Origin of the sequence: Thomasclavelia cocleata, from assembly GCF_900102365.1 — a bacterium.
Taxonomy (GTDB): Bacteria; Bacillota_I; Bacilli_A; order Erysipelotrichales; family Coprobacillaceae; genus Thomasclavelia; species Thomasclavelia cocleata.
Map to the genome: position 1 here is coordinate 1 of NZ_FOIN01000037.1, position 26,163 is coordinate 26,163.

The following is a 26,163-nucleotide window of genomic DNA, read 5'->3' on the forward strand; positions in this document are numbered from 1 at the left end:
AAGAAGTGAATCCTCAAAACTGATTTCAACACCGTTGACAGTTAATGAAACATTCTTATATGAATTATCAACAACGACAGGAGCAAATAGTGCATTATCAGGTTTGGCGGATTTTGAATATTCCGGATATATAATCCTGCGCCACTTATAAAAACAGGATTCATTAACACCTTTCCTGCTGCACCATGAAATTACGGGTTCCTCACCAGCATAACATTCATCAATAATTGACTTCCAGTATTGAAGTCTTTGTTCTTTATTCATAAATACCTCCATCTATACCTGAATTATAGACGATACTTGTATTCATTAGAATGTGTATGTTATTTGACGCTTACGATTCAAAAATGGATTTCATTTCATTGATATTTATTTCATATGCACTTTCATATCTTTTCACAACTTTTTCATTTTTTGTATTTATATTTCTTTTAATATCGTTAGGAAAAAAATGCGTAATCAATAAATCAGCATTTAATTGTAAAATAGGCACTAATTTAGTCCATTCAAACTCAACCTCATATGGATCGTAAATTATTAAACTTTTACTAGTATATTTATTAAAGCTGTTTTTATATTTTATAGTACTTATAAAATCATATTTATCTTTGTTAGAAATATTTATATTCAAGTTATTTGGAAATTTTAACTTTTCTCGTTTTTTTATACAGTTTAAACATTTTACATACTGTTTATCAATGTCATTTAAATATATACTGAACTGAATATTACTATACTTTCTAGCTGATTTAACAAAGATTTCTAAAACCCTTATTGCTGTTCCATCATAAAATTCATTGCGATTTTTATTAAAATATAGACCAGAACTTGCCATGCAATCAACAAAATTTACATATTGTAACATTTGTTTTTTTTTACTATAATTGATTACTTTTTCTAACCATGCATTTGTATATTCTTTAAATGCCTTAATTTTCAACATTGTCCCATCATGAATATTAGAATTTACCTTTTGTGAACATGTCAATTTATCCCTAAAATTACAACTACACATCTTTACCCCCTCCTGTTTATAATTATAAGTAAAATTAATAATACTTATTATAACACATGTGTTGCGTAGGTTAACAATTTTTTAAAAATAGCTCGATATATTTTAATTCAAATACAATATTTTTATCTTCACTTCTTAATATTAGTTCTCTAGCCAATTTATATACCCTCTTATAATTTATTATCTTAAATAATTATAAGATTACTGCAATATAACTATTTTTCTTCAAAATTTATCTAATTTATTCTTATAAGATTGTATAATTATAAATAGTGCATATATCAAAAAAGTGTTTATTTTAATGACTTTCAAGCAAGGTTGTTCTTACATGATTGTGCCATCTGCTGCCATATTTTCAGTTAAATCTGTAATTGGATCTCCTTTAGATTGAAAATAAGCAGCTGTAAAAGGCACATTATTAGCACCCTGAGGATAAATACCTAATGTATGATCAACAAAGTATTTATCATATCCTTGTGCTTTAATTTCATCAATTGTTAAATCTGTAGTTAATTGATATAAAATAGCACTGATAATTTCAACATGTGCTAATTCTTCAGTTCCAATATCTGTCAATAAAGCCTGAATTTCAGGATAAGGCATAGTATAACGTTGTGACAAATATCTAAGTGCAGCAGCCAATTCACCATCAGGACCGCCTAGTTGATCAATGATAACAGCAGCGGCTTTTGCATCTGGTTTAGTAATATTTACTGGATATTGCAAGCGTTTTTCATACAACCACATTTTCTGTCACCTTCCCATGGCCAAGGACTATTCAAATAACCATTTTGATAGGCATCAATTTCACGGTTAACTAAAACATTTCCTTGATTACGATATTCTCTTTTAGCATTTTTTAAACGTGTTGCTGCTTCATTAAAATATCTCATTGCTTCTTCATCGCAAGGATGAGTATCTAAAAATAGTGATGCATCTTGAACTGCAAAATCTAACATCATAATTTGCATTAATAAATCATTATTTTTCATCTTCGAATTTCACCCCATGGCAAATCCAATTCTTCAAAAATTGTTCCTCTATGAAAAGCTTTCATAATTGGATATATTTTATCAAATCTTTGACACTTAATTGATGAAATAGCTAATTCTAATCTATTCATTTAATTCCTCCTTCTACTTTATCATATGAATAAAAATAGAATTAACATAGGTTATTATCATTCCTTAAAGACAATTAATTTACTGAATATATAATTTATTATAATAACTATTACATTAGAAATAATTTTAATTACTAAATCATTAAAACTTAGCCAAGTACAAAATACTACCATAATAACTAAATCTATCAATCCTGTTGTTATACGACAACTAACAAAACGCACAAGTTCAATTAAAATAGCTTTTATTCCATTATGATATGAAGAAAAAACCCAAATCTTATTTGTTACATAAGCAAAAAGTACTGATAATATCCAAGCAATAATAGTACTTAAAAAAATAGATAAATCAAATATATGACCACATATATAATAAACTATTATATTTACTAACGTAGTTCCAACTCCAAAAAACAAATATAAAATAATCTGTCGATATTTTTGATAATATCCTTTAAGCATCCTTTTCACCTAGCCAATCTTCAATATGATATCGCGGTCTCCTTTTTGTCTCCAGATATACTTTTCCTATATATTCACCTACCAAACCAATCCCAAATAATTGAACCCCGCTTAAAAACCAAATTGAAATCATTAATGAAGCCCATCCAGCTACACTGTGACCATTTATATATGAAAATAAAGTATAAATAATCGCTATTATAGAAAAAAGCATTATAATGATTCCTAATAATAAAATCATTGTTATTGGCTTTATACTAAAAGAAGTGATTCCATCAAATGCAAAAGAGAGCATTTTTTTTAAAGGATATTTTGACTCACCAGCTTCTCTTTCTTTACGGGAATAGTATACACAATCACTATTTAGACCTAATAATGTAACCATTCCTCTTAAAAATAAATTTCTTTCTGGATACTCTTTTAAAAATTTCAAAGCACGTTTATCCACCAAACGAAAATCAGCATGATTATAAATTGATTTAACACCTAAAAACTGCATCAACTTATAAAATGTTTGAGCAGTAAAACGTTTAAAAACAGTATCACTGCTACGATCATCTCTAACTCCATAAATAATATTACAACCTTGATAATATTTATCAATCATTTGCTCAATAACATTGATATCATCTTGAAGATCTGCATCAATTGATATTGCCATATCACACTTATCACTAACATGATGCATTCCAGCAAGCAGGGCATTTTGATGACCTACATTACTTGCTAAATTTAATCCTTGTAAATGTTGATATACTTTATAATTATTCTCAATAATATTCCATGTATCATCATTACTACCATCATTAACATATATTACATAACTATCATTAGCTATTTTTTCTTTTTTAATTAATGATGTTAATAATTGATCGATTTGTTTTATTGTTGTTAAAATAACTTCTTGTTCATTATAACAAGGTACAATAATTGCTAATGTATCCATGATAACTTACTCCTCTTTATCTTTTCAATAATACTTTCATAAAATATCATTCCATCTAAAACTAAAATATTAAATATTGGTAAGAAATTTACAAGATATTTAGGTTTAGATTCCCAAATCAACAAAAATAGCATTAAACCAAATAATAAAACTCGAAGAAAACTTAATAAATCTAATTTCTTTTTTCTTACCCCATTAAACATTGATAACATAATCATCATTAAAATAAAGATATTATAACTATTTGCAAGATAAATTGTTTTATTTATATACTTTCCATTTTTTGATAATAAATTATAACCTAAAGAATCTGTATTTATTGGTTTACGTGCTAAAAGAGAAACTGAATAATATGTTCCATCTCCATAAGTATAATTTATTTTAGTTCCCAAATGTTTAACTAAACCACTAAATCCATAATCATTTAATCTTTCGCCAATTATTTGAATTGCTGCCTCTTGTTTAGCATTTTTTCCAATTATCGATTTAGAATAATTATAGTCTTTTCGATTAAATCCTCCTGTTTTATTCAATCCCATCATTACCCAATGAATATATGGAAGTGCTTCTGCTTCATAATCTAGTTCATTAAAAAGATTAGTACTATCAATTACTTTATTATAAACAAACATCGAAGAAATAAATGAAGCTATTACTAAAGCTATAATAATAAACTTTTTCATTCCTTCATTAATAAACAAATAATGAAGAATAACAGCAACTAACAATATCAAAATTGTTGCTTTTAATTCAAAACCGATCAATGCACAAATCCCAATTAAAACTGCTTCAATATATTTTTCTTTAATACTATTTGTCTGATTAATTTTTATATACAATAAAACAATTAAAGAACCCCAAATCATTGGATATGTATCTGTATAAAAAATAGGAACATATGTATATATTGGTAAACAAAACATCGTTAAAACCATAAACATAATGACCATATTACGACCAAATAACCTTTTTACACTAAAATAATTAATAACTAATGGTATATCAATCATTAACATATTAATAAAACAACTTGCAATTGTATAGTTGTTAATATTAAAACATCCTAATAATTTATATATTCCTGTCAACATTAATAACATTAAATTATTATTTGTATAAGTACTAAAATAAGATGTATTTGTTATCTGATTTGTTTTAGTAGCTAAACTAATTGCTTCACGATGAACAACACCAAAATCCCAACTTGGTTTAACACGAATAGCATAAATGCTATATATTTGTAATCCTACAATTACAATTGCAATAATAGTTAAAATCAAATAATATTTACGTTTATTTTCTAAGTCGATTTGTTTTATTTTCTTATATAAAAAATACATTAAAACAAAAACCATAATAATCACTATTGGTACAATAATCATATTATATTTGTTATTAAGATCATATGAGCTAAAATATATTCCACCAATCCAAAAATAGAATGAAATTGTGGTAACTACACACATTAATAAAACAATTCCTAAACTATGTCCTAATTTATTTATTATTATAGATAGTTTTTCATTCATTATTTCACTCTCCTTGTAATGCTATAAAATAATACCTCACATATTATAAACCATGTTCTTACTCCATTCAATTATAAAAATCTTACGAATTTCTTAAGAATTTTATAATTTTATCTATTAGGACAAATATTTATTTTTTAAAACATTTTATTTTTTTATTTACAAGTAAAAAAAATTATGTTATTATAATAAAGCAGTTAGAAATAGAGGTATAGTTCAATGGTAGAATACCGGTCTCCAAAACCGTTGATGTGGGTTCGACTCCTACTACCTCTGCCAGTATATATAAATAAGTAGCTTAAATAGTTACTTTTTTTATTTCAAAAAAAATTATTTAAATATATATTTTCTTTCATCATTAATTCAAGTAGTCTGTGTACTACTATATGTTATATTCAAGTAATAAAATTTATAAATATAATTATCAAATTATTCTTGATTTTTTTTTATAAACAAGTAAAATATAATTGTAGATCAAGTATTCCAAATGAAAAGGATGAGGTGTTGCTCATCCTTTTCGCTGTTATACGAGCAGTTATACTTACTTAATCCTTAGACTTAAGTAAGTATAAAATTAAAAACAATATTATCAAGTATTCCATAATTGGGAATACTATTATTTTTAATCTCTGCCCGCTGGAATTTATAAGACATGTTATTCCCTCCTTCCATTAAAACAGCAGTGATCACTTGTTATTATTTTATCATATTTATATTTTTGATTAGTCTCAAATTCGTATTAAAATAATCATATCTTTAGCTAGTTTCTAAAAAACAATTCACTAACAATAAAATCACCCTGCCTTCAATGTAAAAGCAGGGCTTTATTTTTAAAATAATAAAACTATTCTTCACAATATAAATGCATTGGATAAGATAAATATTCTAATTCATCCAATTTTTCAACTGTTATATATCCTGATGGAGCTAGTAAAATCGAAGGAATACGATTAACGATTGTTGCACATGTATGTTCTACAGTAGCAGGTTTTTCAACATAGAAAGTAACGTCTGGTTCTCCTATAATTTTCCAATCACACATATCACCATCATCAGGTCCATATACTTTTCCAATACATTGAGTTTCTATTATTGGTCCCTGGAATGTTTCTGTTGTTACCACTGCTGACATTCCAATACAGTTACCTTGAGGAATAGTTTCTTGCAAAGTTTCTGAATATAAGTCATCATCATAAAAATAAGGTACACATTTTTGAGTTTGTGATTTTATTGTCCACCCCATTTTATTACATAAAGCTTCATTTGAATTCCATACATAAGAAGGTTCCAAAGTCTCTGGATGAGCTAATTCTTTTTCAAACTGTTCTGGTGTAAAACCAGCGCCATGAGCTTTTGCAAGAGCTAAACCATAATCTTCTACATTATAAGAAACTGCTCCCTCAATTTTATCAATTTTTTGAACTCCACCAGCTATAGCACCTATCATATTGATCCAATACATATCCTGCATCCCAGAACCTACGATAGTACATCCATTTTCCTTTGCTAATTCATCTAATTTATTAGTAAGTTTACTAGCTGTTGTCCATGGATAAATAGCTTCTTCACATGTAGTAATAACATTAATTCCACGACTCACACATTTTTCAAAATATGGATAACAGTCCTCAATAAAACTAAATAATGTAACTATTGCTATATCAGGATCACATTCATCTAAAACCTTATCAGCATCATCACTAATAGTGACTCCTAGATTAAATCCAAGTTGAGCAAATTCACCAACATCTTTACCTACTACATCTGGATTAACATCAATAGCACCTACAATTTCAGCACCTTTTTCATATAGATAACGAATAATATATTTTGCCATTTTTCCGCATCCATACTGAACCACTCTAACTTTTTCTTTATTCATATTAATTACCTCCTATACTCTTAGTATAAACTTTATGGTTACCATAAATTCATGTATTTATAACCTAATTTCAACTAGACCTTATAGTCTTTAATACATATTTTTTCATAATTAAGTAATTTATTACATTTTATTTTCTAAAATTTTTACATTAATTATAAACAAAAATTCATTCCTGAAAATAAATAATATTATAAAACAAAATACATCAATTACACTATACTAGACCTAATTTTAAACTTATAATCGCTTCAAATATATATGTAAATTATTCATTTACAAATATCTATTACATGATAGAATATAGTTAATTTAAGGAGCTAATAGTATGTTAATAAGTGTAAATAATTTATCTAAAACTAATGGAATTAAAAATATTGTTGATAATGTATCATTTTCGATAGAAGAAACTGATAAAATTGCTTTAATCGGTATTAATGGTACTGGCAAAAGTACTTTATTGAAGATTATTGCAGGTATTGAAACTTATCAAGGTGATATTATTCAAAAAAAGGATCTACAAATCTCATATTTACCACAAAATTCTGATTTTAATTCTAACAATACAATTATCAGACAAGTTTATGATATAATTGATCAAAACAAAGTTAATGAGTATGAAATCAAAGCGATTTTGAATAAATTAGGAATTACTAATCATGAACAGTTAATTAAAGAGTTATCAGGCGGACAACAAAAACGTGTTGCTCTAGCAATTACTTTATTAAAACCTTGTGACCTATTAATTCTTGATGAACCAACTAATCATTTAGATAATGAGATGATTGAGTATTTAGAAAAATATTTAATTAAGTTTAATAAAGCTATTTTTATGGTTACCCATGACCGTTATTTTTTAGAAAGAGTTACAAATAAAATCATGGAAATTGATCGTAGCAAAATATATGAATACGAAGCTAATTATTCTAAATTCTTAGATTTAAAAGCAAAGCGTGAAGAAGAAGCTCTAGCTAGTGAACGAAAAAGAAAATTATTTTTAAAAAAAGAACTCGAGTGGGTACGAGCTGGAGTACAAGCTAGAACAACTAAAAGTAAAGAAAGATTACAACGTTTTGAACAATTAAATAGTGTTGCTGATATCCAAACTATAAATCAAGTTGAAATAATTAACACAGCTTCAAGACTTGGTAAAAAAACAATTGAACTTAAAAATATTAGCATGCATTATGATAATTTATCATTATTTAATAATTTTTCTTATTTATTTAAAAGAACTGAACGGATTGGAATTTTAGGAGTTAATGGTTGTGGCAAAAGTACTTTATTAAAAATTATTGCTAAAGAATTAAAACCTAGTAGTGGTGAAGTTATTTATGGTGATACTATTAAAATTGGTTATTTTAAACAAATGAGTGATGATCTTGATGAAAATGTGCGAGTTATTGATTACATTAAACAAACTAGTAATAATCTAAAAACTTTAGAAGGAAATTTTAGTGCCAAACAAATGTGTGAACGTTTTTTATTTGATTCAAATTTACAACATGCATATATTTCTAGATTATCTGGTGGTGAAAAAAGACGTTTGTATTTATTAAATATTTTAATGCAAGCTCCAAATGTTTTATTATTTGATGAACCAACTAATGATTTAGATATTACAACTTTAGCAATTTTAGAAGATTATCTAGATAGTTTTAATGGTATTGTGATTACTGTTTCTCATGATCGTTATTTTCTAGACCGTATTTGTGATGGTTTATTTGTTTTTAAAAATAAACAAATAACTTATTGTAATGGTGGCTACAGCAGTTATGTTAATATTGATGATAAATCATCTAAAACTAAAAGTGATGGAGCTTTTAAATACAAGGTACAAAAAAAATTAAAAAAACTTAATCAAATAAGATTATCCTCTAAAGAAAAACAAGAACTAGAATCAATGGAGAGTATTATCTTAGATTTAGAACAGCAAGTTGAAATACTTAATGAGCAAATGAATGAGTATCAAAATGATTTTAAAAAACTAACAGAGTTATCTAATCAACGTGATAATTTGACAGAGCAATTAGAAATCAAAAATGAACGTTGGTTAGAATTACTAGAAAAACAAGAAAAAAGTCAAAATTAAATATTTTATATAGAAGTTATTACTCAATAAATATCTAAAAAAAGAACATAAATTATTATGAATTAATCACAATAATCTATGTTCTTTTTATTAATCTCTAATACAATAAACAATTATACTACTATCCTTAATAATTAATTTTTTTAATCTCCATCACTTCTAAATGTAAATCATAATCACTTAAATATAATCCTCGATCCTCATATTCAGCTTCACCTGTTTGATTATCATAAGGATCTTGACGAATAAAATTTTTAGTAGGATACAAATCAAACTGATAATCACTATTAGCAGGCATTCTAAATGGATCTAGATGGCCAAAATAATACTGCCATCTTTCTTTATCACCATTACGATAAGCAGATCCCCCAAATGAACAATCAGCATATAACCAGCCATATGGTGCAACATAGAAACGTGCCCAATCATGATTACCAATATCATAAGGAGTAACATAAAGACCTGCCTGCCATCTTGCTGGTATCCCAACATAACGGCATAAAGTAATAAACAACAATGCTTGTACCCCACAATCTCCTTTTCCTCCTAATGCAGCATATTCTGGAATATTTGGAATTGTATAATAATTACGAACAAATGAATATGTAATATGAGTAGTAATATATTCATAAATCAATTTAGCTTTAATTAAATTATTAGTTTCATCTTTAATAATTTCTTTAGCTAATGATTTTAAATAAGGAGTAAAAACAATATGAGGGGCTTGTTCATGAAGATAAAATTTAGGTTGATTATTTAATACTTTACTGAAATCAAGTTCTTGATATTCCATAATGTTATCATATTCGTATTCAACATAAAATTCTTTCGTATCATCAATATTATCTTCAAAATAAATTGTTCTTTGAGGGTGATCTCCACTATTTAAATATTTATATTTAGGTACTGTTTTTAACAATTTAAAATTATTTATTTGACAGTTTTCCAATGGTAATGGTAAATGAACTTTAATCTTTTTATTAGAATTAATAGTTTTAATTTTCATCCCTGTTTTTAAATGAAAATGATAAGCTAACTTCCCTTTTTCCTTTATCTCACTTATCGCATCATTTAATAATGTAAAATTAGCTTCTCGACTTTCAACTTTACCTTGATCTTTTAATCTTTTAACATAATCATTTCTTGTTTTAATAATATTATCAAAAAAATCACTTCTAAAACATGGTTTACCTTCAATAAATATCCATTCAACTGCATTTTGATCTTGTAACTGTTCCAATTCCTCATCTTTAAAATCAATAAAATTATCATGACATATTTTTAATGCCTCTTTATAAGTTAAGGGATATTCATTTGGCATTCTTCTTATTATTTCTAATTCATGAATTAATCGTTTCTTTAAAGCTAAAGGAATATTTTTAGCTAATTTAGCTTTTATAACTCTTTTCATTCTCTCAAAACTACCATACCATTTTAATTTCAATAATTCTTCAGGTAAAGGTATTTCTAAATATTTTAAATCATCAAACTCATATTTCTCCATCACATTTATCCCCTTTTTACATATACCAGGTAATAATATCATTTGAACATGTATATCCTAATTTTTCATGAAGTTTTATTGATGGTATATTATCTTTATCAACTTGCAAATATACTAGTTCTTTTTTCTCTAATAACTTATTAATCATATATGTTTCCAACATACTAGCTATTTTCCTTCGTCGATATTCTTCTATTACCTCAACAAAACCTATCGTTCCTTCATCATGTATTCCTGCAAAACCAACAATTTTATCTTGATCAAATGCCCCAATAAACACATTTGCTTTAATCCGTTTAATTAGATATTCTTCATCAATTGGAGTAGAATAATTTTCTTTTATAAACTCACAGTATTCCATCCCAATCTCTTTTATCTTTATCTCAGGAACATCAATCAATGTAACAGTATCTTTTAAATATCCATACTGATAAGCAACAATTTCCTGACTTATACCAAATTTTTCTTCAATAATCTCTTTAAAACAATCATTATGTATTGCAATCATTTTACAATCATTTAGACCATTTATCAAATGTTTTCCTAAAAAAGGTTCTTTAATACTCATCATATAAATATCATCAAATTTAATCATTATTCCTTGATCACTAAAATAAATAATTGTGGCTCCATTATTTATTGCATAAATAAAATCAAGATGATTAATGTAATCCTGATATAAATAATCTAATATTTCTTCTTTCATTTAGCTCTCCTAAAAAAGCAGACTTTTGCCTGCTTTTAAAATTTTAAAAATCTTCTTATTGAAACAAAACTTCCAATTAATCCTACTCCAGCCCCTAAAGCAGCCAATATCAAAGAAAAATCACGGATAAATGGCATTGGTTCTTTCAATGCCAGCATTGCTGACATCAACATTCCTCCAGCATAATCATAAATCATGCCATAACCATAAACTAAGATAATAATTGGTATAATTGCCCCCACCAATCCAATCAACATACCTTCTAACATAAATGGAATTCTAATATACCAGTTACTAGCACCAACCATTCGCATAATACTAATCTCAGTTTGACGAGCAGTAATGGTAATTTTAATTGTATTTGCAATCATAAATAGAGCAACAATTGCTAGACCAACAATAAATATCGTTCCACCAGTTTGAATCGTTTGCAATGTTTTTACCATATCCTGGGTAGATTCACCACCATAATTAACAGTTTTTACACCTATAATATCACTAATTTTTTTTGAAATACTAGCTAATTTTGAAGGATCCTTTGCTTCTACCTCATAAGCTGCACCTAACGGATTATCTTCACGATATGATTCAAATAATTGTGCTCCTTCTTTACCTTGTTTTTCAATTAATTTATCTAATTCTTGATCTTTTGTAAAAAATGTAACTGTTTTGACTCCTTTAATTGCTTTTATTTCGTCACCAACAGCGAGTTCCTTATTAGTATCAATATCTCGATCTAATTTAACATAAATACGTACTCCTTCTTCAATATTCGAACTCATATCCTGAACATTTAATGCAAGTACACCAATTACTCCAATCAATATCAATGTTATTGTAACTGCAAATATCGAAGAAAATGACATTACACCATTTCGCCAGATATTTTGTAATGCAGTTTTAAAATGTTTAGGTAGATTTTTTATACAACTAATCAACTCATTCATTAAATTTCATAACCTCCTAAACTTGTATCTGCATTAACACATCCATCTTCCATTAAAATAGTTCTCTTTTTATGTTCTTGAACAATTTTACTATCATGTGTTACTACTAATACTGTAGTATGTTGCTGCTCATTTATTCTTTCTAATAAACTAATAATTTCTTTTGATGTTTCTGGATCAAGATTTCCAGTTGGCTCATCTGCAATTAATACTTTTGGTTTATTAACAATTGCCCTTGCTATTGCAACTCTTTGCTGTTGCCCTCCTGATAATTCATGAGGGAAAGCATTTACTTTATCTTCAAGACCAACTAATTCCAAAGTTGCTCTTACTCTACGTCGTATTTCAACACGAGGTGTATCAATTACTTCTAATGCAAAAGCAACATTTTCAAAAACAGTCTTTTTAGGTAATAATCTAAAATTTTGGAATACTACCCCAATATTGCGACGGAAATATGGTACTTTACGATTTTTAATTTTTGATACATCACGACCCACAACTTCTACTTTTCCAGATGTTGCTTTTTCTTCACGATATAACAATTTAATAAATGTTGATTTACCTGCACCAGTAGTTCCGATAACATATACAAATTCACCTGGTTCAATTGTAAGATTCATATTATTTAATGCTCTTACTCCAGTCTTATATACTTTTGTTACATTTGTAAGTTTTATCATATATTTTGCCGTTTTCTCGACTATCTCCTTTCTTTTTACCTAATATTTTTGAAGTATCTATTACTTCGAGTCTCATTATAGCACATTTTGACAAATATAGGGATAATTATATTATTATCTCAATATTTTTATGTTACAATATAAATTAAAGAGGTGAGTATATGGAAAGGAAATGTTCTGTTTGCCAAACTAAATTAAATACTAATTGTTATGTAAAAGACAATGGTACTGCTACTTTAAGCTATTTAGAATTGATTATAAAAGATGATAATTTAAAGAAAACAAATTCTGAACTTAAAAGCTGTTATTGTCCTAATTGTGGTCATGTAGAATTTTATATCGATTTACCTACCAAACCAAATAAGTAACCAAAGTAATGATAGTTTGCAAGATTAAAATAAGTTTATAAAAAAGAAATCTTTTACTAAGATTTCTTTTTTTATAAATCAATAGACGGTAGTGTAAATCCTCGTCCTTTAACACTATGCGTTTCATTACTAATGATAAATGCTGTTGGATCAATATTTAATATCATCTCATTTAAAAGATGTAGTTCACGCTTAGAAACAACTGACATAACCGCAAACTGATTTTTTTGGTAATAACCTGTCGTAACATTTAAAAGTGTACAGCCACGATTAATATCATCAAATACAATTTTACGAATCTCCTGCCATTTTGGAGAAATAATAGTTACTTGGACTTTTGTTTCACCCAGCATAATCACTTTATCCATTACAATAGTTGTTATAATAACTACGGTAATTCCATATAAAACCTGCTCTATTGTAATTGGACAAAAAACAACCTGAAACACTAAGATAATACAGTCAAAAATATTAATTAACCAGGCTATAGATATTCCAGTTTTTTTATTTATGATCAATGGTGGGATATCCATTCCTCCAGTACTAGCGCCTACCCTTAATACCAATCCTAAACCTAACCCTATACATAAACCAGCATATAAAGTTGAAAGTAATACATCATTAGTAATATTTTGTAATTGTGGCACTTTTTCTAAAACAGCTAAAAATGTTGGATATAAAAAAGTACTTAACAATGTTCCTGTGGCAAACTTTTTACCAAAGTAAAAATAACCAATAATAAACATTATAATATTTATAGCATAAACAGTATATGAAATATTAATATTTATTAGTGATTTAATTGCAATTCCAATCCCTGATGCTCCACCAGTAATCAGTCCAACAGGTGTAATAAAAGCACATAATCCTAATGCTAAAATAAAATTACCAATAATAATTATAATTGTTTCATAGATACGCTTTTTCATCTTAACCTCCTATTACACTTTTTAAATAGGCATAAACAAATCCATCAAGATCTCCATCTAAAACTGCTTTAGGATTATTTGATTCATAATTACTACGATTATCTTTTACTAATGAGTATGGATGTAATACATAAGAACGAATTTGTGATCCCCAAGCTATTTCTTTTTGTTCTCCTTTTATCTCCTGCAATTCACTTGCTTGTTTTTCTAACATTAACTGATAAAGTTTACTTTTTAACATTATCATCGCCTGTTCACGGTTTTGAAGTTGACTACGTTGACTTTGACAAGTAACAATTGTGTTTGTAGGAATATGGGTGATTCTAACTGCTGAATCAGTTTTATTAATATGTTGTCCTCCAGCACCACTAGCACGATAAGTATCTACTTTTAAATCTTCATTCTTTATGTCTATTTCAATTTCATTATTAAATTCAGGCATAACATCAATTGAGGCAAATGAAGTATGACGACGCTTAGCAGAATCAAATGGTGATAATCGCACTAAGCGATGTACTCCCTTCTCTGCTTTTAAATGTCCATAAACATTATCCCCTTTTATTAACATTGTAACCGATTTAATTCCTGCAACATCACCATCAAGATAATCTAACACTTCAATCTTCCAATTTTTTCTTTGGGCATAACGCTGATACATTCTAAATAACATCTCTGCCCAATCTTGACTCTCTGTTCCTCCAGCACCAGGATGAATTTCAACAATTGCATTTAAACTATCATGTTCACCTGACAAAAGCATCATTTGCTCAAATTCTATCAAATCAGTTTCAAAATCCAAATAATCACTTTCAAGAATTTCTTTAAATTCTTGATCATCTGTGTCTTTTACTAAATCATAAGTTTCATCTAAACTAGACAATGTTATATCTAATTCATTATAACAATTAACGATTTTTTTCATTTTATTTAATTTATCATAAGTAATTTTAGCTTCATTAGCATTATCCCAAAAACCATCTTGTTCAGTAATAATTGTTAATCCTTCTATTTCTCTACGGTAGCTTTCAATATCAATTGAGTGATAAAACTCTTCTATTAATAAATGGGCTTTTGTAAGCCCATTTTTAATTTCATATAATTCCATTATTTAAAAGTAAGTTCCATTTTTAGATGTGGAATAGATTGCTCAATTTCACTACCAGGACGAATTCCCATATGAATAATATTACGAGAAATAGTATCAGCAATACTAGCTGTCATTTGTTCAAACATATAAAATGCTTCTTCTGTATATTCAGCTAATGGATCTTTTTGGGCATAAGCTCTTAAATAAATTCCATTACGTAATTTTGTCATAGCGTCAATATGATTGATCCATGTATAATCGATTACTCCTAAAAGAATACTTCTTTCATATTGCAACCTCTTTTCAGGTTCTAATTCTGTATTAAAACGACTATTGTATTGATTAAATACTAAGTCAGTAAGAGTTTCAATCAATTTTTGTGGTTCACTTACCATCGCTTCACAATTACTAGGTTCAATTTCCACTAATAACATATAATTTTTAGCAACAAAATCAACTACACCTTCAACATCAATTACATCATTCTTACCATCATTTTTAGTATATTGTTTTACTGTCATCTCAATTGCTTGATTAAACATCCCTTTAATAATATCAGCTAAATTTTCTTCTGACATAATATCATCACGTTCTTTATACATTATCTCACGTTGTTGACGCATTACATCATCATATTCAAGAATATGTTTACGTGAATCAAAGTTTTGCCCTTCAACACGTTTTTGAGCACTTTCTATTGCTTTACTAACTACTTTGTTTTCAATTGCTTGATCATCTTCTAAATACTCAGTAAATGATTTTAATCGTTCTCCTGCAAAACGTTCCATTAAATCATCTTCAAATGAAACATAGAAAACAGAATAACCAGGATCTCCTTGACGACCAGAACGACCTCTTAACTGATTATCAATACGTCTTGATTCATGACGTTCAGAACCAATAACAGCTAAACCTCCGATTTCCGCAACGCCTTCACCTAATTTAATATCTGTACCACGACCAGCCATATTTGTTGCAATAGTAACTGCCCCACGTTGACCAGCTCTTTCAATAATTTCAGCTTCTTTAGCATGATTTTTAGCATTTAAAACATTATGTCTGATTTTTCTACGTTCCAACATTCTCGATAACACTTCTGATGTTTCAACTGAAACCGTACCAATTAGAATTGGTTGACCATATGAATTACGTGCTACAACTTCATCACATAAAGCTTTATATTTGTTAACTTTTGTTGAATAAATTTTATCATTACGATCATCACGAATTACTGGTTTATTTGTTGGAATTTCAATAACTCGCATATTATAAATCAATCTAAATTCTTCTTCTTCAGTTTTTGCAGTTCCAGTCATCCCTGCTAACTTATTAAATAATCTAAAGAAATTTTGATATGTAATTGTTGCTCGTGTTTCTGTTTCTTCCTTGATTGGTACACCTTCTTTAGCTTCAATTGCTTGATGTAATCCATCAGAATAAGCACGACCTGGCATAACACGACCAGTAAATTGATCAATAATCATGATTTTAGCATTTCTAATATCACGACTACCATCCTCAGTTGCAATCATATATTCAACATCACGAGTCATTGTATAATTAGCTTTTAATGCCTGATTAATATGATGAACTAGTGATGTATGTTGTGGATCATATAGATTCGCTAGTTTAAAACCTCTTTCAGCCTTTGCAATTCCTTGTGATGTTAATGTAACTGTCTTGCTTTCAATATCCACTTCATAATCATCATCTTTTTTCAATGATTTAACAAAACGATCTGCTTGTAAATATAAAGCAGCTGTATTTTTACGCCCTCCAGAAATAATTAATGGTGTTCTTGATTCATCAACTAAGATAGAATCGACCTCATCTACTAATGCATAGTTTAAACCTCTAACTAGTACTTTATCCTCTAGTTTAGTTACCATATTGTCTCTTAGATAATCAAAACCAAGTTCTGCATTAGTTGTATAAGTAACATCACAACCATGTGCTTCCTGTTTTTGAGCTGGTGTCAACTCACGTTTATTTAACCCAACTGTTAGTCCCAAAAACTTAAATACCAATCCATTATTTTCAGCATCACGACCTGCTAAATAATCATTAACTGTAACAACATGAACACCATTTCCAGTCAATGCATTTAAATAAACAGGAAAAATTGATGTTAATGTTTTCCCTTCACCAGTTTTCATTTCTGCAATATCACCTTCATGTAAAGTAATACCACCCATTAACTGTACTTTAAATGCCTTTAAACCTAATATACGATATGCTGCTTCCCTAACTGTAGCAAAAGCATCAATTATAATATCATCCAATGTTTTCCCGTTAGCTAAAGCTTCTTTAAATTCATTTGTTTTATTTGCCAATTCTTCATCAGTCATTGCTTGATATTTTGATTCTAATGCTATGATTTCATCAGCCATTTTATCTAATTTTTTTAATTGTTTATTTTCATCATCAAAAATCCCTTTAATACGCCCAATTAAACTTTTTTTAGTTGAATGTGGTGCTGTACTAAATGGAATAACCTCTCCATTATAGATTCCCTGAAAATCCTCAACTTTAATATCTTCACCAGTTTGGTCTTGTAAATCAACAATATTATTTACTGCTTCAGGATTAAGACCTTCCTTTTCATTTTTCTTTTTAATTTCTTTTCTTATCTCTTCTTTTCTGCTTGCCATGAAATACGCTCCTCTTTTATAGCTTTAGTCTAAGCTATTATAACATTTTATGAATATATTTAAAAGCCCCAATTATTTGAGTTCAATACTAACAAGTAATTTTCTTTTTAAACAATTCTCATAATTTTCCAATAAGTAATAACTATGTGATAAAATCATTATCATTTTTAGGATAAAGGAACTCCATATTTACAAAAAGATAGTTATACAGTCATTTAAAATATCATTTCCAAGTACTTCTTTATATCCCTTTTTTTTATCGTATCAAATATTCCATTTACCATCTCATAATGCTCTACTGACTACATTATGTTATATGTACCTTCATTATATTTCCATTATTGTTTTAATTATCTTTTCTTTATATGTGATTATATATTTTTTGTTATTTTATCTACATATATCAATAATCAGCTCTTTTGGATACAGTTCATCTTATTCAATCTTTTAAACATTTTCTTTAATCATTTTAATAATCTATTTGTCACATTTAACACAAAGTTCTACTCACCATATTCTACACTAGCAACTAAAACAGTAAAATTGTCACAAATTAACAATGGCATATTATTATAATAAATGTATGATGAATAACTAATAAACCTGAAGTATATTGCAGCAAGTACTTTTTGATAATACTTGTCGTTTATTCTTACTCATCTTCTATTAACTGTTTTATCATATTTGTAAAAATATTTTTTACCTGTTCTACACTTGCATCTTTTTTATTTCACCATGTCTAATTGTTATATTCTAAATCTAAAAGATATATTAATTCTGGCGCCTGCAATAATAATATATATCGTTTAATAGTTTTTGTTATCGTTGGTGTTATTGTTACATATGTTTTATGACCAACAAGCCTTACTTGCATGGATTTACTGTATGTTAATTAGCAAAAACTGTTAATAATCCTTCACTATCAACAGATACCTTAACATCATTAACTATAGCTTCATCACTGGTAAAATGTAAAATTATATATTGTAGTCAAATTTTCATCTTCATTAATTACATGAACTTCAATTACATTTATTTCTGAATTAATTTCAATATTAAATACATAAATCTACTAAAACAACTTGTTTATGAACTCCATTTTATTTTACTCTCTATTGCTCCATCTTCTGATAAAAATATAAAGTCAGCTGCTCTTTTATTAGTTAAAACTATATAAATCACTTTCAAAAGTCGCTAAATCTATACTTTCACAATCAGCATATAAAAAAAACAGAGATTTCTCTCTGTTTAAATTTTAACAACATGTTTAGCTTGCATTCCACGTTCACTTTGATAAAGATCAAATTCAACTAATTCACCTTCATTTAAAGTTTTATATCCATCTTGTTCTATTTGACTAAAATGAACAAAAACATCTTTACCTTCACCACGATCAATGAATCCAAAACCTTTCTCTGCGTTAAACCATTTCACTTTTCCTTGCATCTAATTCACCCCTTTAACAATGGTCAATGCTAGTATATTATGATTTTTTTCAAAGATGAATTCTTTTCACTCGACAAATTTTTTTTCTTTAAAACTTCTGTCAAAATTTCTCTAATCCTTTGTACTATTTTGAAAATAATTAAATAAATCTTGCTCTTTTTATCATATTTTAACAAAATATTATTAAGACATTTATAAGATAAATCAAACATAAATTTGAGACAAAAAAAGACCTATTTTGAGTTACAATATAGGTGGGTGATAAAAGATGATCTGTCCACAATGTAAGAATCAAGATCCTAAATATTTTTATACTTTTAACAACATTACTTATTGCCGTAAATGTATTAAATATGGTCAACCTGGTAAAATAGCACCTGTCACTAACAAGAAATCAAATTTATCAGTTGATTATAAATTAAACTATCAGCTTACCACATTACAACAAGAATTATCAGATAACTTATTAAATCGTTATCAACATCATTTAAACACTACTCTTAAAGCAGTGTGTGGAGCAGGTAAAACTGAGATAACTTATGCTGTAATTAAATATGCTTTAAATCTTGGGCATAACGTTTGTTTTACTACCCCAAGAAAAGAATTAGTTATTGAGTTAGCAAAAAGATTAGAAACTCAATTTCTAAATATCTCTATAACAGTTGTTTATGGTGGTCATACTGAAAAAATTGATGGTCAATTTATTATTTGTACTACTCATCAACTTTATCGTTATCCAAATTATTTTGACTTACTGATATTAGATGAATTAGATGCTTTCCCTTATCTTAATAATGAAGTATTAGAAAATATTCTTAAAAACAGTATTAAGGGAAATTATATTTATATGTCTGCAACTTTATCTGATAAACCTGATTTATTAATGTCTAAACGTTATCATAGTTATCCCTTAGATATTCCCAAATGTTACCTTACTAGTCCATTTATGATGTATCTTCTTTCCTATAAACTAGTTTCAATATACAAACAAGAAAAGAAACCAGTTCTAATATTTGTTCCGACCATAAGGTTAACAGCTATCGCCTATAGATATTTTAAAATTTTAGGTATTAATAGTAAAACTGTAAGTTCAAAGACTAAAAATGTTCATCAATTAATCAATCAGCTAAAAACAAAAAAACTAGATGCATTGATTACAACAACAATTTTAGAACGAGGTATAACAATTGAAAATGTACAAGTAATAATACTTTATGGTAATAATTCTATCTATAGTTCTTCAACTCTTATTCAAATTTGTGGACGTGTTGGGCGTAATAAAAATTATCCAACTGGTACAATTAGTATTTTTACTCCCTATAAGACTAAAGCCATTAAACAATGTATCGAAACAATCAAAAAAGACAATGCTTAATCTGTTTCAATGATACAAACAAATATCCTAGTCTTTATCATCTTCTTTATCAACCAACACTATGTTTAAAATGTCTTAACCAGTTTGCCATTTATAATTGTCACCATTATTATCATGGATATCCTTTAGTTATATTGTACCACTATAATGATTTCTTTAAAAAAATCTTATTTCAATACAAAGGACAAGGAGATTATGCTTTAAAAGATGCATTTTTAAATTCCTTTCCTGATTTAAAACGTAAATATCATAAGTATATGATAGCTGTTATTCCAAGCAGTAAACAGGATGATATTAAAAGAGGCTTTAATCCCAATGAAATGATAGCTAGATCTTTTAATGATAATATATTTACAGGTTTGTTTAAAATTAATGATTATAAACAAACCAAACAAACAGATCGTTCTCTTGTAAATAAAATTATCAAAATAAAAGATGGTAAACAATTATATAACCAAAATGTTTTAATTTTTGATGATGTAATTACTTCAGGTAATACTATCATGACTTGTGCAAAAATTATTGAATCTTACCAGCCTAGATCAATAACATTATTAGTTATGGCAAGCAATCACCTAAATGAATTATTTAAATAATATTGCACACTAAAACTTGTGTTTTACCACTAACATATTTTAATTCATTAGCTAAAAGGAGCCTAAGTTAATTACTTTAGCTCCTTTTTTGTTCTAATTTTTTTTTGTAATTATCCAAATCAACTTTAATACTCTTTAATGTTTCAAAAACCCAATCAACATAATCATCTGGAATAGCTGCTTTATATAATTCTGCTAATTCATAATGAAACTGTTCATGAATTTTGAGAGCCTCATACCCTTTTTCTGTCAACTTTAAATAATAAACTCGTTGATCTTTTTTTGATCGTTCTTTTACTAAAAAACCCTTTTCAATAATTCTTTTTACTGCTGTTGTTAGTGTTCCCACTGTAATGTTAAGTATTTTAGCTACATTTGTCATAGAAGGAAATTCTAATTTATCAACTGCATCAATTACATGTGTTTCACTCATTGATAATTCTTTAAATTTACTTTTTTTAAGATACAGTTCTTGAATTGCCATTGCTTCATTAAAAACATCTACAACTGTCTCTATTACATCTGATCGTCTATCCATTTTTATCACCTCTTTAATTGTACAATATTTTGTCGTTAATTAAAACAAATTTATTTTTATCTGAAAACAACTTTGAATTTTTAATTCTATAGTTTATAATATCCTCGAAATGAGGGATATAGATGAAAAAAAATTTTATTAATATTTTAAATATCAAACAATTCAAATTAATCTTATTAATAGAAGGGCTACTAGTTGGAATCTTTGGGGGATTAGTAATTGTAGGATATCGAATCTGTCTTACAAATGGTGCTATGTGGTTACAACAAATTCTTACATATTGTAAACAATCTATTATCACTATCATTCTTTGGTTTATTGCTTTAATAAGTATTGCCTATATTGTATCAAAACTCTTAAATAAAGAACCTCTAATATCTGGTAGTGGAATACCTCAGTTGGAAGGAGAACTAGCTGGTAAAATTGATGCAAAATGGTGGCGAGTATTAATGAATAAATTTACAGGAGGATTTTTAACTAACTTCTGTGGTTTAGCATTAGGACGTGAAGGTCCTTCCATTCAACTAGGAGCAATGGTTGGAAAAGGTATAGGAAAAATACTTAAAAGAGGAAAAACTGAAGAACGTTACTTACTTACATGTGGAGCAAGTGCTGGTTTAGCAGCTGCTTTTCACGCTCCATTAGCTGGTGTTATGTTTGCATTAGAAGAAGTACATAAACATTTTTCTGCTCCTTTATTAATTTCTGTTATGGCCTCATCAGTTGCATCAGACTATGTAATGAGTAATATTTTAGGAATGGATCCTGTCTTTTCTTTTAATTTAACAGGGGTTTTGCCTCAAAAATATTATTGGATGGTCTTAGTATTAGGCATTATTTTAGGTTTAGCAGGAGCTTTTTATAATAAAGCTCTACTATATATACAAAATCTTTACAATCGAAACAAACAAATATCAACATTTAATAAATTATTAATTCCTTTTATTATTTCAGGAATTTTAGGATTTACAATTCCTGAATTATTAGGTAGTGGTGATAATTTAGTAGATTTACTTACTGAAGGTAAATTAACTACTTTAATGATTACTTTTCTACTAGCTGGTAAATTCATTTTTGCAATAACCTGTTTTGGTTCTGGAGCCCCTGGAGGAATTTTTTTTCCACTACTTGTTATTGGTTGTTTAATAGGTGGTCTATTTAGTAACTACGCCACTAGTAATTTAAATTTAGAACCTGCATATATTAATAATTTCATCTTACTTGCAATGGCAGGATTTTTTACTGCCATAGTAAGAGCTCCTGTAACAGGAATAATTTTAATTTTTGAAATGACAGGATCATTAAATCATTTACTTTCAATCACTACTGTAACTATCGTTTCTTATGTTGTTGCCGATTTAGTAAAAGCTAAACCTATTTATGAGAGTTTATTAGAAAATTTATTAAAAAAACGTAATTTTCCTACACCTAAAGGTGTTGGTGAAAAAGTACTATTAGATTTTATGATTAACACAGACTCTTATTTAGATAATCGTTTAATTAAAGAAGTTACTTGGCCTACTCATTGTCTAATTGTTTCATTACGCCGAGACGGTCAAGAATTCATTCCTCATGGAGAAACATATTTAAAAGCCAGTGATATTATTATTATAATGTGTGATAAAGCAAACGAAAGCTATGTTTATGATACAATTTCAACTTTAACAACAAAACAATATAAGCATAATTATTGATATTCATCAAATATAAAAATTCAAAAAGAAAAGGTATAAGTTATCTACAGTTCTTACTTTAGAATAAACACATTATCTAGTATGAACTTTCACCACTTATACCTTTTTATTTTACTTCTATATTATTTTAATATACAAGACTTAATACAAAAATAATTTGTCAACTTTTTCAAATCTTATCAATTGTATCTATTTACTAGTCCTATGTAATTTTGATTAATTAAAAAAACAGCACTGTATAAACTGATTTTTCAAATATCTTTGAACCATTTTTCTAATACATCAATCAATTTATTATTATAAATATATTTTACAATAAAGAAAATCATTGCTACAAATTCTGCTACTATCACAGTAATATAAAATTTTAAAAAATCTATTAACTCTAAAAAAACCTTATCATTAAATGAACCAAATGTCCCTTTAGAAATTAAAAGAGAAACCATTAATAACGCTAAAAACAATAACTGAGAAAATAAAAAAATGATAATAACATTTCTCATTCTTTCTCTTTCAGGAGCCTTTTCACCTTCTTTTTTTAATATATCAAAAATAAGTGTTTCTTTTATAAAGAGTTTTTTTGTGGCTAATTCCTGATTCTGCTCCTTAATTAATTTATCTTGATTTTCCACATTATTCTCACTAAAAGAGACTTCATCATTTCCTATAGAATTATGACTTTCACCTTTTTCTTTTGCTTTATCTATAGCCTGGAGAATATCATCATCTTCTAAATTTGGAATATTACTAGACATCAACAACATACTCCAATCCCAAATAGTCTAATCTTGCTCTCATAACGTTAGATGAAACAGCAAACAATTCTGATAAAGATTTTAATGAAGGCATAATTAACTTATTCAAGACCTCTTTTAATTTGTGTTCTGGTACTAATAGTTGTCCTGCATAAATATTTGCTGAATATTCAAGATTTTCATATTCATTTCTTTTTCTAAAATCCTTATTAATTTTTTTATTTTCAAACCTAAATTCTAAATATCCTTTTTCTAAATGCTCTGCATGTAGTACACAATGAGCAAGCTCATGTGCCAAAGTAAAACGTGTTCTATTACGAACTGATTTAACCTCTAAATCATTTGTTAAATCAATAGGATATTTCTTATAAAAGATATTTAAATCTTCTTTTGTTGCTAAAACTAAACCACACAATTCACCATATTTTTTTATATTTTCTTGAACATGTGAAGCATTTTCTAAAAAAGAAAGATCATCTTCGACCAATACAGCCTTAATATCTAATAAAATTTTTTTAATATCTATTGGCATAGAATCATACTGCCCATACTTTTTTAATAATTCATTAGCAGTCAATCCCTTTATTTCTTCTAATGGTGGACACATTTTCTTCACTCTCCTCACCTCCACTACACACCTTAGCATTAGTGGAACGATTTTTATGTCAAAGCAAATAATAATATAACAATTATATTTATTATATCATTAAATGAATTACTATACTACACCATTTAATATATTTTGTCTATTTTTAAATTTTAAAAATTGCTATTTACAATTCAATAATCTAATACTAAAACTAATATATTTTATTATACTGTTTTTTGTAAATTAATTTAATTATTCATTTCCTTCATCTATTTGCACTTTAAATCTTTTATATCCAACTTCTTCAAAGATTATTTTAACAATTGATTTTAATTGTTTAACATTTAACAATAGTACTCATTCTTCTCCTAAGCTAAAATAACCATACCCTAGATACATTAATCCAGTTCTATTATTATATACAAAGAAAACTATCTATTTTACTTTATTCAAATAAAAAATAAGAACATATTTCTTACTCAAGATATTTTTTTATTTATGCTATTGCATTGAAAATGCAATAAAAAATAACAAGTTTTTGCTATGTGAAGACATAGTGACCCCCTTTCCCCAAACTTTGATAGTTTTTAACCAAGTACTTCTTTACCTGTATACATCTGAATACTTGTGGTTATTCTTCTTCCTTTTGCTGTTAGACAATAATTATTTTTTCTGGCTGCTTTCTTTATTATTCCATGTTTCCTTAGTTTCGCTAATGTCCTTGTCATCTTGCTGATATTCTTTTGATTTCTGCTGTCTTCATATAACTTCTTTCTAAGCTGCTTATTATTAAATCCTCTTATAAGATAGCCTGCATCGGATATTTCCTTAAATAATTCAAGGTCATTTTCGCTAAGCAGATTAAATCCTGAATATCTTCTGCCGTTTACTTCTTTGGCTTTTGAGATTTCTTTGATTTCCTTTAATGTGAAAGTATCCGTATCTACTGTTGGCAGTGCTTCTATAAATCTTTTTGTGACTGATCCACTAACTTCACTGTAGCGATACAGATTGGCAATACTCTTGCCCATTGGCTTCCATTTTTTACTGCCGCTTTCATCATCATTCTTTAGAACTTTAAATTCAGCAGGATTGTTTATTGTAACTTCGATTCTGAGATTATTTCCTTTGTCATACATTTTAATTTGATTTTTATTCATTTTGAATTTTATTCGGAAACCCTGTTTACTGTTTCTTAAATCGGAAATAATCTCTCCTTTAAATCTTCCTATATACTCAACCTTTC

At 27.5% G+C, this 26,163-nt stretch carries 26 protein-coding genes and 1 tRNA gene; 6 read left to right on the forward strand and 21 right to left on the reverse strand.

The features are described 5' to 3' along the window. The 8 genes from tnpA to BMW96_RS11075 form a co-directional block, all read right to left on the reverse strand. Positions 1–264 (reverse strand): IS66 family insertion sequence element accessory protein TnpA (tnpA, locus tag BMW96_RS11040; RefSeq protein WP_092355808.1); only part of this gene is annotated, 264 nt, incomplete at its 3' end. 70 nt (positions 265–334) lie between these two features. Beyond that, positions 335–1,015, reverse strand: coding sequence for a three-Cys-motif partner protein TcmP (tcmP, locus tag BMW96_RS11045; RefSeq protein ID WP_092355811.1), 681 nt, complete (start codon positions 1,013–1,015; stop codon positions 335–337). Positions 1,016–1,339: 324 nt separating this feature from the next. Next, positions 1,340–1,762: a manganese catalase family protein gene (locus BMW96_RS11050; protein ID WP_092355814.1), complete on the reverse strand. Its 423-nt coding sequence runs from the start codon at positions 1,760–1,762 to the stop codon at positions 1,340–1,342. Next, complete coding sequence (locus tag BMW96_RS11055) at positions 1,726–2,007, reverse strand: spore coat protein CotJB (RefSeq protein WP_092355817.1); 282 nt, start codon at positions 2,005–2,007, stop codon at positions 1,726–1,728. The genes BMW96_RS11050 and BMW96_RS11055 overlap by 37 nt, the downstream gene beginning before the upstream one ends. Further along, positions 2,004–2,138 carry a spore coat associated protein CotJA gene (locus BMW96_RS11060; RefSeq protein WP_092355820.1) on the reverse strand — a complete coding sequence of 45 codons (135 nt, stop codon included), beginning with the start codon at positions 2,136–2,138 and terminating at the stop codon, positions 2,004–2,006. Before BMW96_RS11060 ends, BMW96_RS11055 begins: the two co-directional genes overlap by 4 nt. Before the next feature lie 57 nt (positions 2,139–2,195). Continuing rightward, a complete protein-coding gene (locus BMW96_RS11065) occupies positions 2,196–2,600 on the reverse strand; it encodes a GtrA family protein (RefSeq protein WP_092355823.1) in 405 nt (134 codons plus the stop codon). After that, positions 2,593–3,546, reverse strand: coding sequence for a glycosyltransferase family 2 protein (locus tag BMW96_RS11070; RefSeq protein ID WP_092355826.1), 954 nt, complete (start codon positions 3,544–3,546; stop codon positions 2,593–2,595). The genes BMW96_RS11065 and BMW96_RS11070 overlap by 8 nt, the downstream gene beginning before the upstream one ends. Then, positions 3,534–5,075, reverse strand: coding sequence for a glycosyltransferase family protein (locus tag BMW96_RS11075; RefSeq protein ID WP_092355828.1), 1,542 nt, complete (start codon positions 5,073–5,075; stop codon positions 3,534–3,536). Before BMW96_RS11075 ends, BMW96_RS11070 begins: the two co-directional genes overlap by 13 nt. 205 nt (positions 5,076–5,280) lie before the next feature. Between BMW96_RS11075 and BMW96_RS11080 the strand changes: the two genes are divergently transcribed. Continuing rightward, a tRNA-Trp gene (locus BMW96_RS11080) sits at positions 5,281–5,354 on the forward strand. A gap of 565 nt (positions 5,355–5,919) precedes the next feature. Here the strand turns inward: BMW96_RS11080 and BMW96_RS11085 are convergent. Then, entirely contained in the window at positions 5,920–6,957 is a 1,038-nt protein-coding gene (locus BMW96_RS11085; protein WP_092355831.1) for an NAD(P)H-dependent amine dehydrogenase family protein, read from the reverse strand. Between the two features lie 328 nt (positions 6,958–7,285). Here BMW96_RS11085 and BMW96_RS11090 point away from each other — a divergent pair, with 328 nt between their 5' ends. Further along, complete coding sequence (locus BMW96_RS11090) at positions 7,286–9,049, forward strand: ABC-F family ATP-binding cassette domain-containing protein (RefSeq protein WP_092355834.1); 1,764 nt, start codon at positions 7,286–7,288, stop codon at positions 9,047–9,049. A gap of 127 nt (positions 9,050–9,176) precedes the next feature. Here BMW96_RS11090 and BMW96_RS11095 read toward each other — a convergent pair whose 3' ends face one another. Genes BMW96_RS11095 through ftsE form a run of 4 tightly spaced genes read right to left on the reverse strand, consistent with a single transcriptional unit; the run spans position 9,177 to position 12,889 of the window. Beyond that, positions 9,177–10,553: a transglutaminase-like domain-containing protein gene (locus BMW96_RS11095; RefSeq protein ID WP_092355837.1), complete on the reverse strand. Its 1,377-nt coding sequence runs from the start codon at positions 10,551–10,553 to the stop codon at positions 9,177–9,179. A gap of 16 nt (positions 10,554–10,569) precedes the next feature. Continuing rightward, positions 10,570–11,259: a GNAT family N-acetyltransferase gene (locus tag BMW96_RS11100; protein ID WP_092355840.1), complete on the reverse strand. Its 690-nt coding sequence runs from the start codon at positions 11,257–11,259 to the stop codon at positions 10,570–10,572. Between the two features lie 35 nt (positions 11,260–11,294). Beyond that, positions 11,295–12,206, reverse strand: a complete 912-nt coding sequence (gene ftsX, locus BMW96_RS11105) for a permease-like cell division protein FtsX (RefSeq protein WP_092355843.1) — start codon at positions 12,204–12,206, stop codon at positions 11,295–11,297. Further along, positions 12,206–12,889 carry a cell division ATP-binding protein FtsE gene (gene ftsE / locus BMW96_RS11110; RefSeq protein ID WP_092355846.1) on the reverse strand — a complete coding sequence of 228 codons (684 nt, stop codon included), beginning with the start codon at positions 12,887–12,889 and terminating at the stop codon, positions 12,206–12,208. The genes ftsX and ftsE overlap by 1 nt, the downstream gene beginning before the upstream one ends. 161 nt (positions 12,890–13,050) lie before the next feature. Between ftsE and BMW96_RS11115 the strand changes: the two genes are divergently transcribed. Then, positions 13,051–13,257 (forward strand): hypothetical protein, encoded by a 207-nt coding sequence (locus BMW96_RS11115; RefSeq protein ID WP_092355849.1) that lies wholly within the window; start codon positions 13,051–13,053, stop codon positions 13,255–13,257. A gap of 71 nt (positions 13,258–13,328) precedes the next feature. Here the strand turns inward: BMW96_RS11115 and BMW96_RS11120 are convergent, their stop codons facing one another. The 4 genes from BMW96_RS11120 to BMW96_RS11135 form a co-directional block, all read right to left on the reverse strand. Then, positions 13,329–14,186 carry a YitT family protein gene (locus tag BMW96_RS11120; protein WP_092355852.1) on the reverse strand — a complete coding sequence of 286 codons (858 nt, stop codon included), beginning with the start codon at positions 14,184–14,186 and terminating at the stop codon, positions 13,329–13,331. Position 14,187: 1 nt separating this feature from the next. Then, positions 14,188–15,291, reverse strand: a complete 1,104-nt coding sequence (prfB, locus tag BMW96_RS11125; RefSeq protein ID WP_092355855.1) for a peptide chain release factor 2 — start codon at positions 15,289–15,291, stop codon at positions 14,188–14,190. After that, the gene (secA, locus tag BMW96_RS11130; RefSeq protein WP_092355858.1) at positions 15,291–17,924 is read right to left on the reverse strand and encodes a preprotein translocase subunit SecA; all 2,634 of its coding nucleotides are present in this window, start codon (positions 17,922–17,924) and stop codon (positions 15,291–15,293) included. Before secA ends, prfB begins: the two co-directional genes overlap by 1 nt. A gap of 1,248 nt (positions 17,925–19,172) precedes the next feature. Next, positions 19,173–19,370 carry a cold-shock protein gene (locus BMW96_RS11135; RefSeq protein WP_092355861.1) on the reverse strand — a complete coding sequence of 66 codons (198 nt, stop codon included), beginning with the start codon at positions 19,368–19,370 and terminating at the stop codon, positions 19,173–19,175. A 268-nt stretch (positions 19,371–19,638) separates the two neighbouring features. On the opposite strand from BMW96_RS11135, the gene BMW96_RS11140 reads away from it, so the two are divergent. Further along, complete coding sequence (locus BMW96_RS11140) at positions 19,639–20,745, forward strand: helicase-related protein (protein ID WP_092355864.1); 1,107 nt, start codon at positions 19,639–19,641, stop codon at positions 20,743–20,745. A 134-nt stretch (positions 20,746–20,879) separates the two neighbouring features. Continuing rightward, positions 20,880–21,341, forward strand: a complete 462-nt coding sequence (locus tag BMW96_RS11145; RefSeq protein WP_244881312.1) for a ComF family protein — start codon at positions 20,880–20,882, stop codon at positions 21,339–21,341. Between the two features lie 76 nt (positions 21,342–21,417). Here the strand turns inward: BMW96_RS11145 and BMW96_RS11150 are convergent, their stop codons facing one another. Further along, complete coding sequence (locus tag BMW96_RS11150) at positions 21,418–21,879, reverse strand: MarR family winged helix-turn-helix transcriptional regulator (RefSeq protein ID WP_092355870.1); 462 nt, start codon at positions 21,877–21,879, stop codon at positions 21,418–21,420. A gap of 122 nt (positions 21,880–22,001) precedes the next feature. Between BMW96_RS11150 and BMW96_RS11155 the strand changes: the two genes are divergently transcribed. Continuing rightward, on the forward strand, positions 22,002–23,573 hold the full coding sequence (locus BMW96_RS11155; RefSeq protein WP_092355873.1) for a ClC family H(+)/Cl(-) exchange transporter: 1,572 nt from the start codon (positions 22,002–22,004) through the stop codon (positions 23,571–23,573). Positions 23,574–23,824: 251 nt separating this feature from the next. Here the strand turns inward: BMW96_RS11155 and BMW96_RS11160 are convergent, their stop codons facing one another. The 3 genes from BMW96_RS11160 to BMW96_RS14230 all read right to left on the reverse strand — a co-directional run. Next, positions 23,825–24,328: a hypothetical protein gene (locus BMW96_RS11160; RefSeq protein WP_092355876.1), complete on the reverse strand. Its 504-nt coding sequence runs from the start codon at positions 24,326–24,328 to the stop codon at positions 23,825–23,827. Further along, complete coding sequence (locus BMW96_RS11165) at positions 24,321–24,935, reverse strand: ImmA/IrrE family metallo-endopeptidase (RefSeq protein ID WP_244881313.1); 615 nt, start codon at positions 24,933–24,935, stop codon at positions 24,321–24,323. The genes BMW96_RS11160 and BMW96_RS11165 overlap by 8 nt, the downstream gene beginning before the upstream one ends. Before the next feature lie 569 nt (positions 24,936–25,504). Further along, on the reverse strand, positions 25,505–26,163 hold a 659-nt coding region (locus BMW96_RS14230; RefSeq protein WP_218139424.1), incomplete at its 5' end, for a hypothetical protein.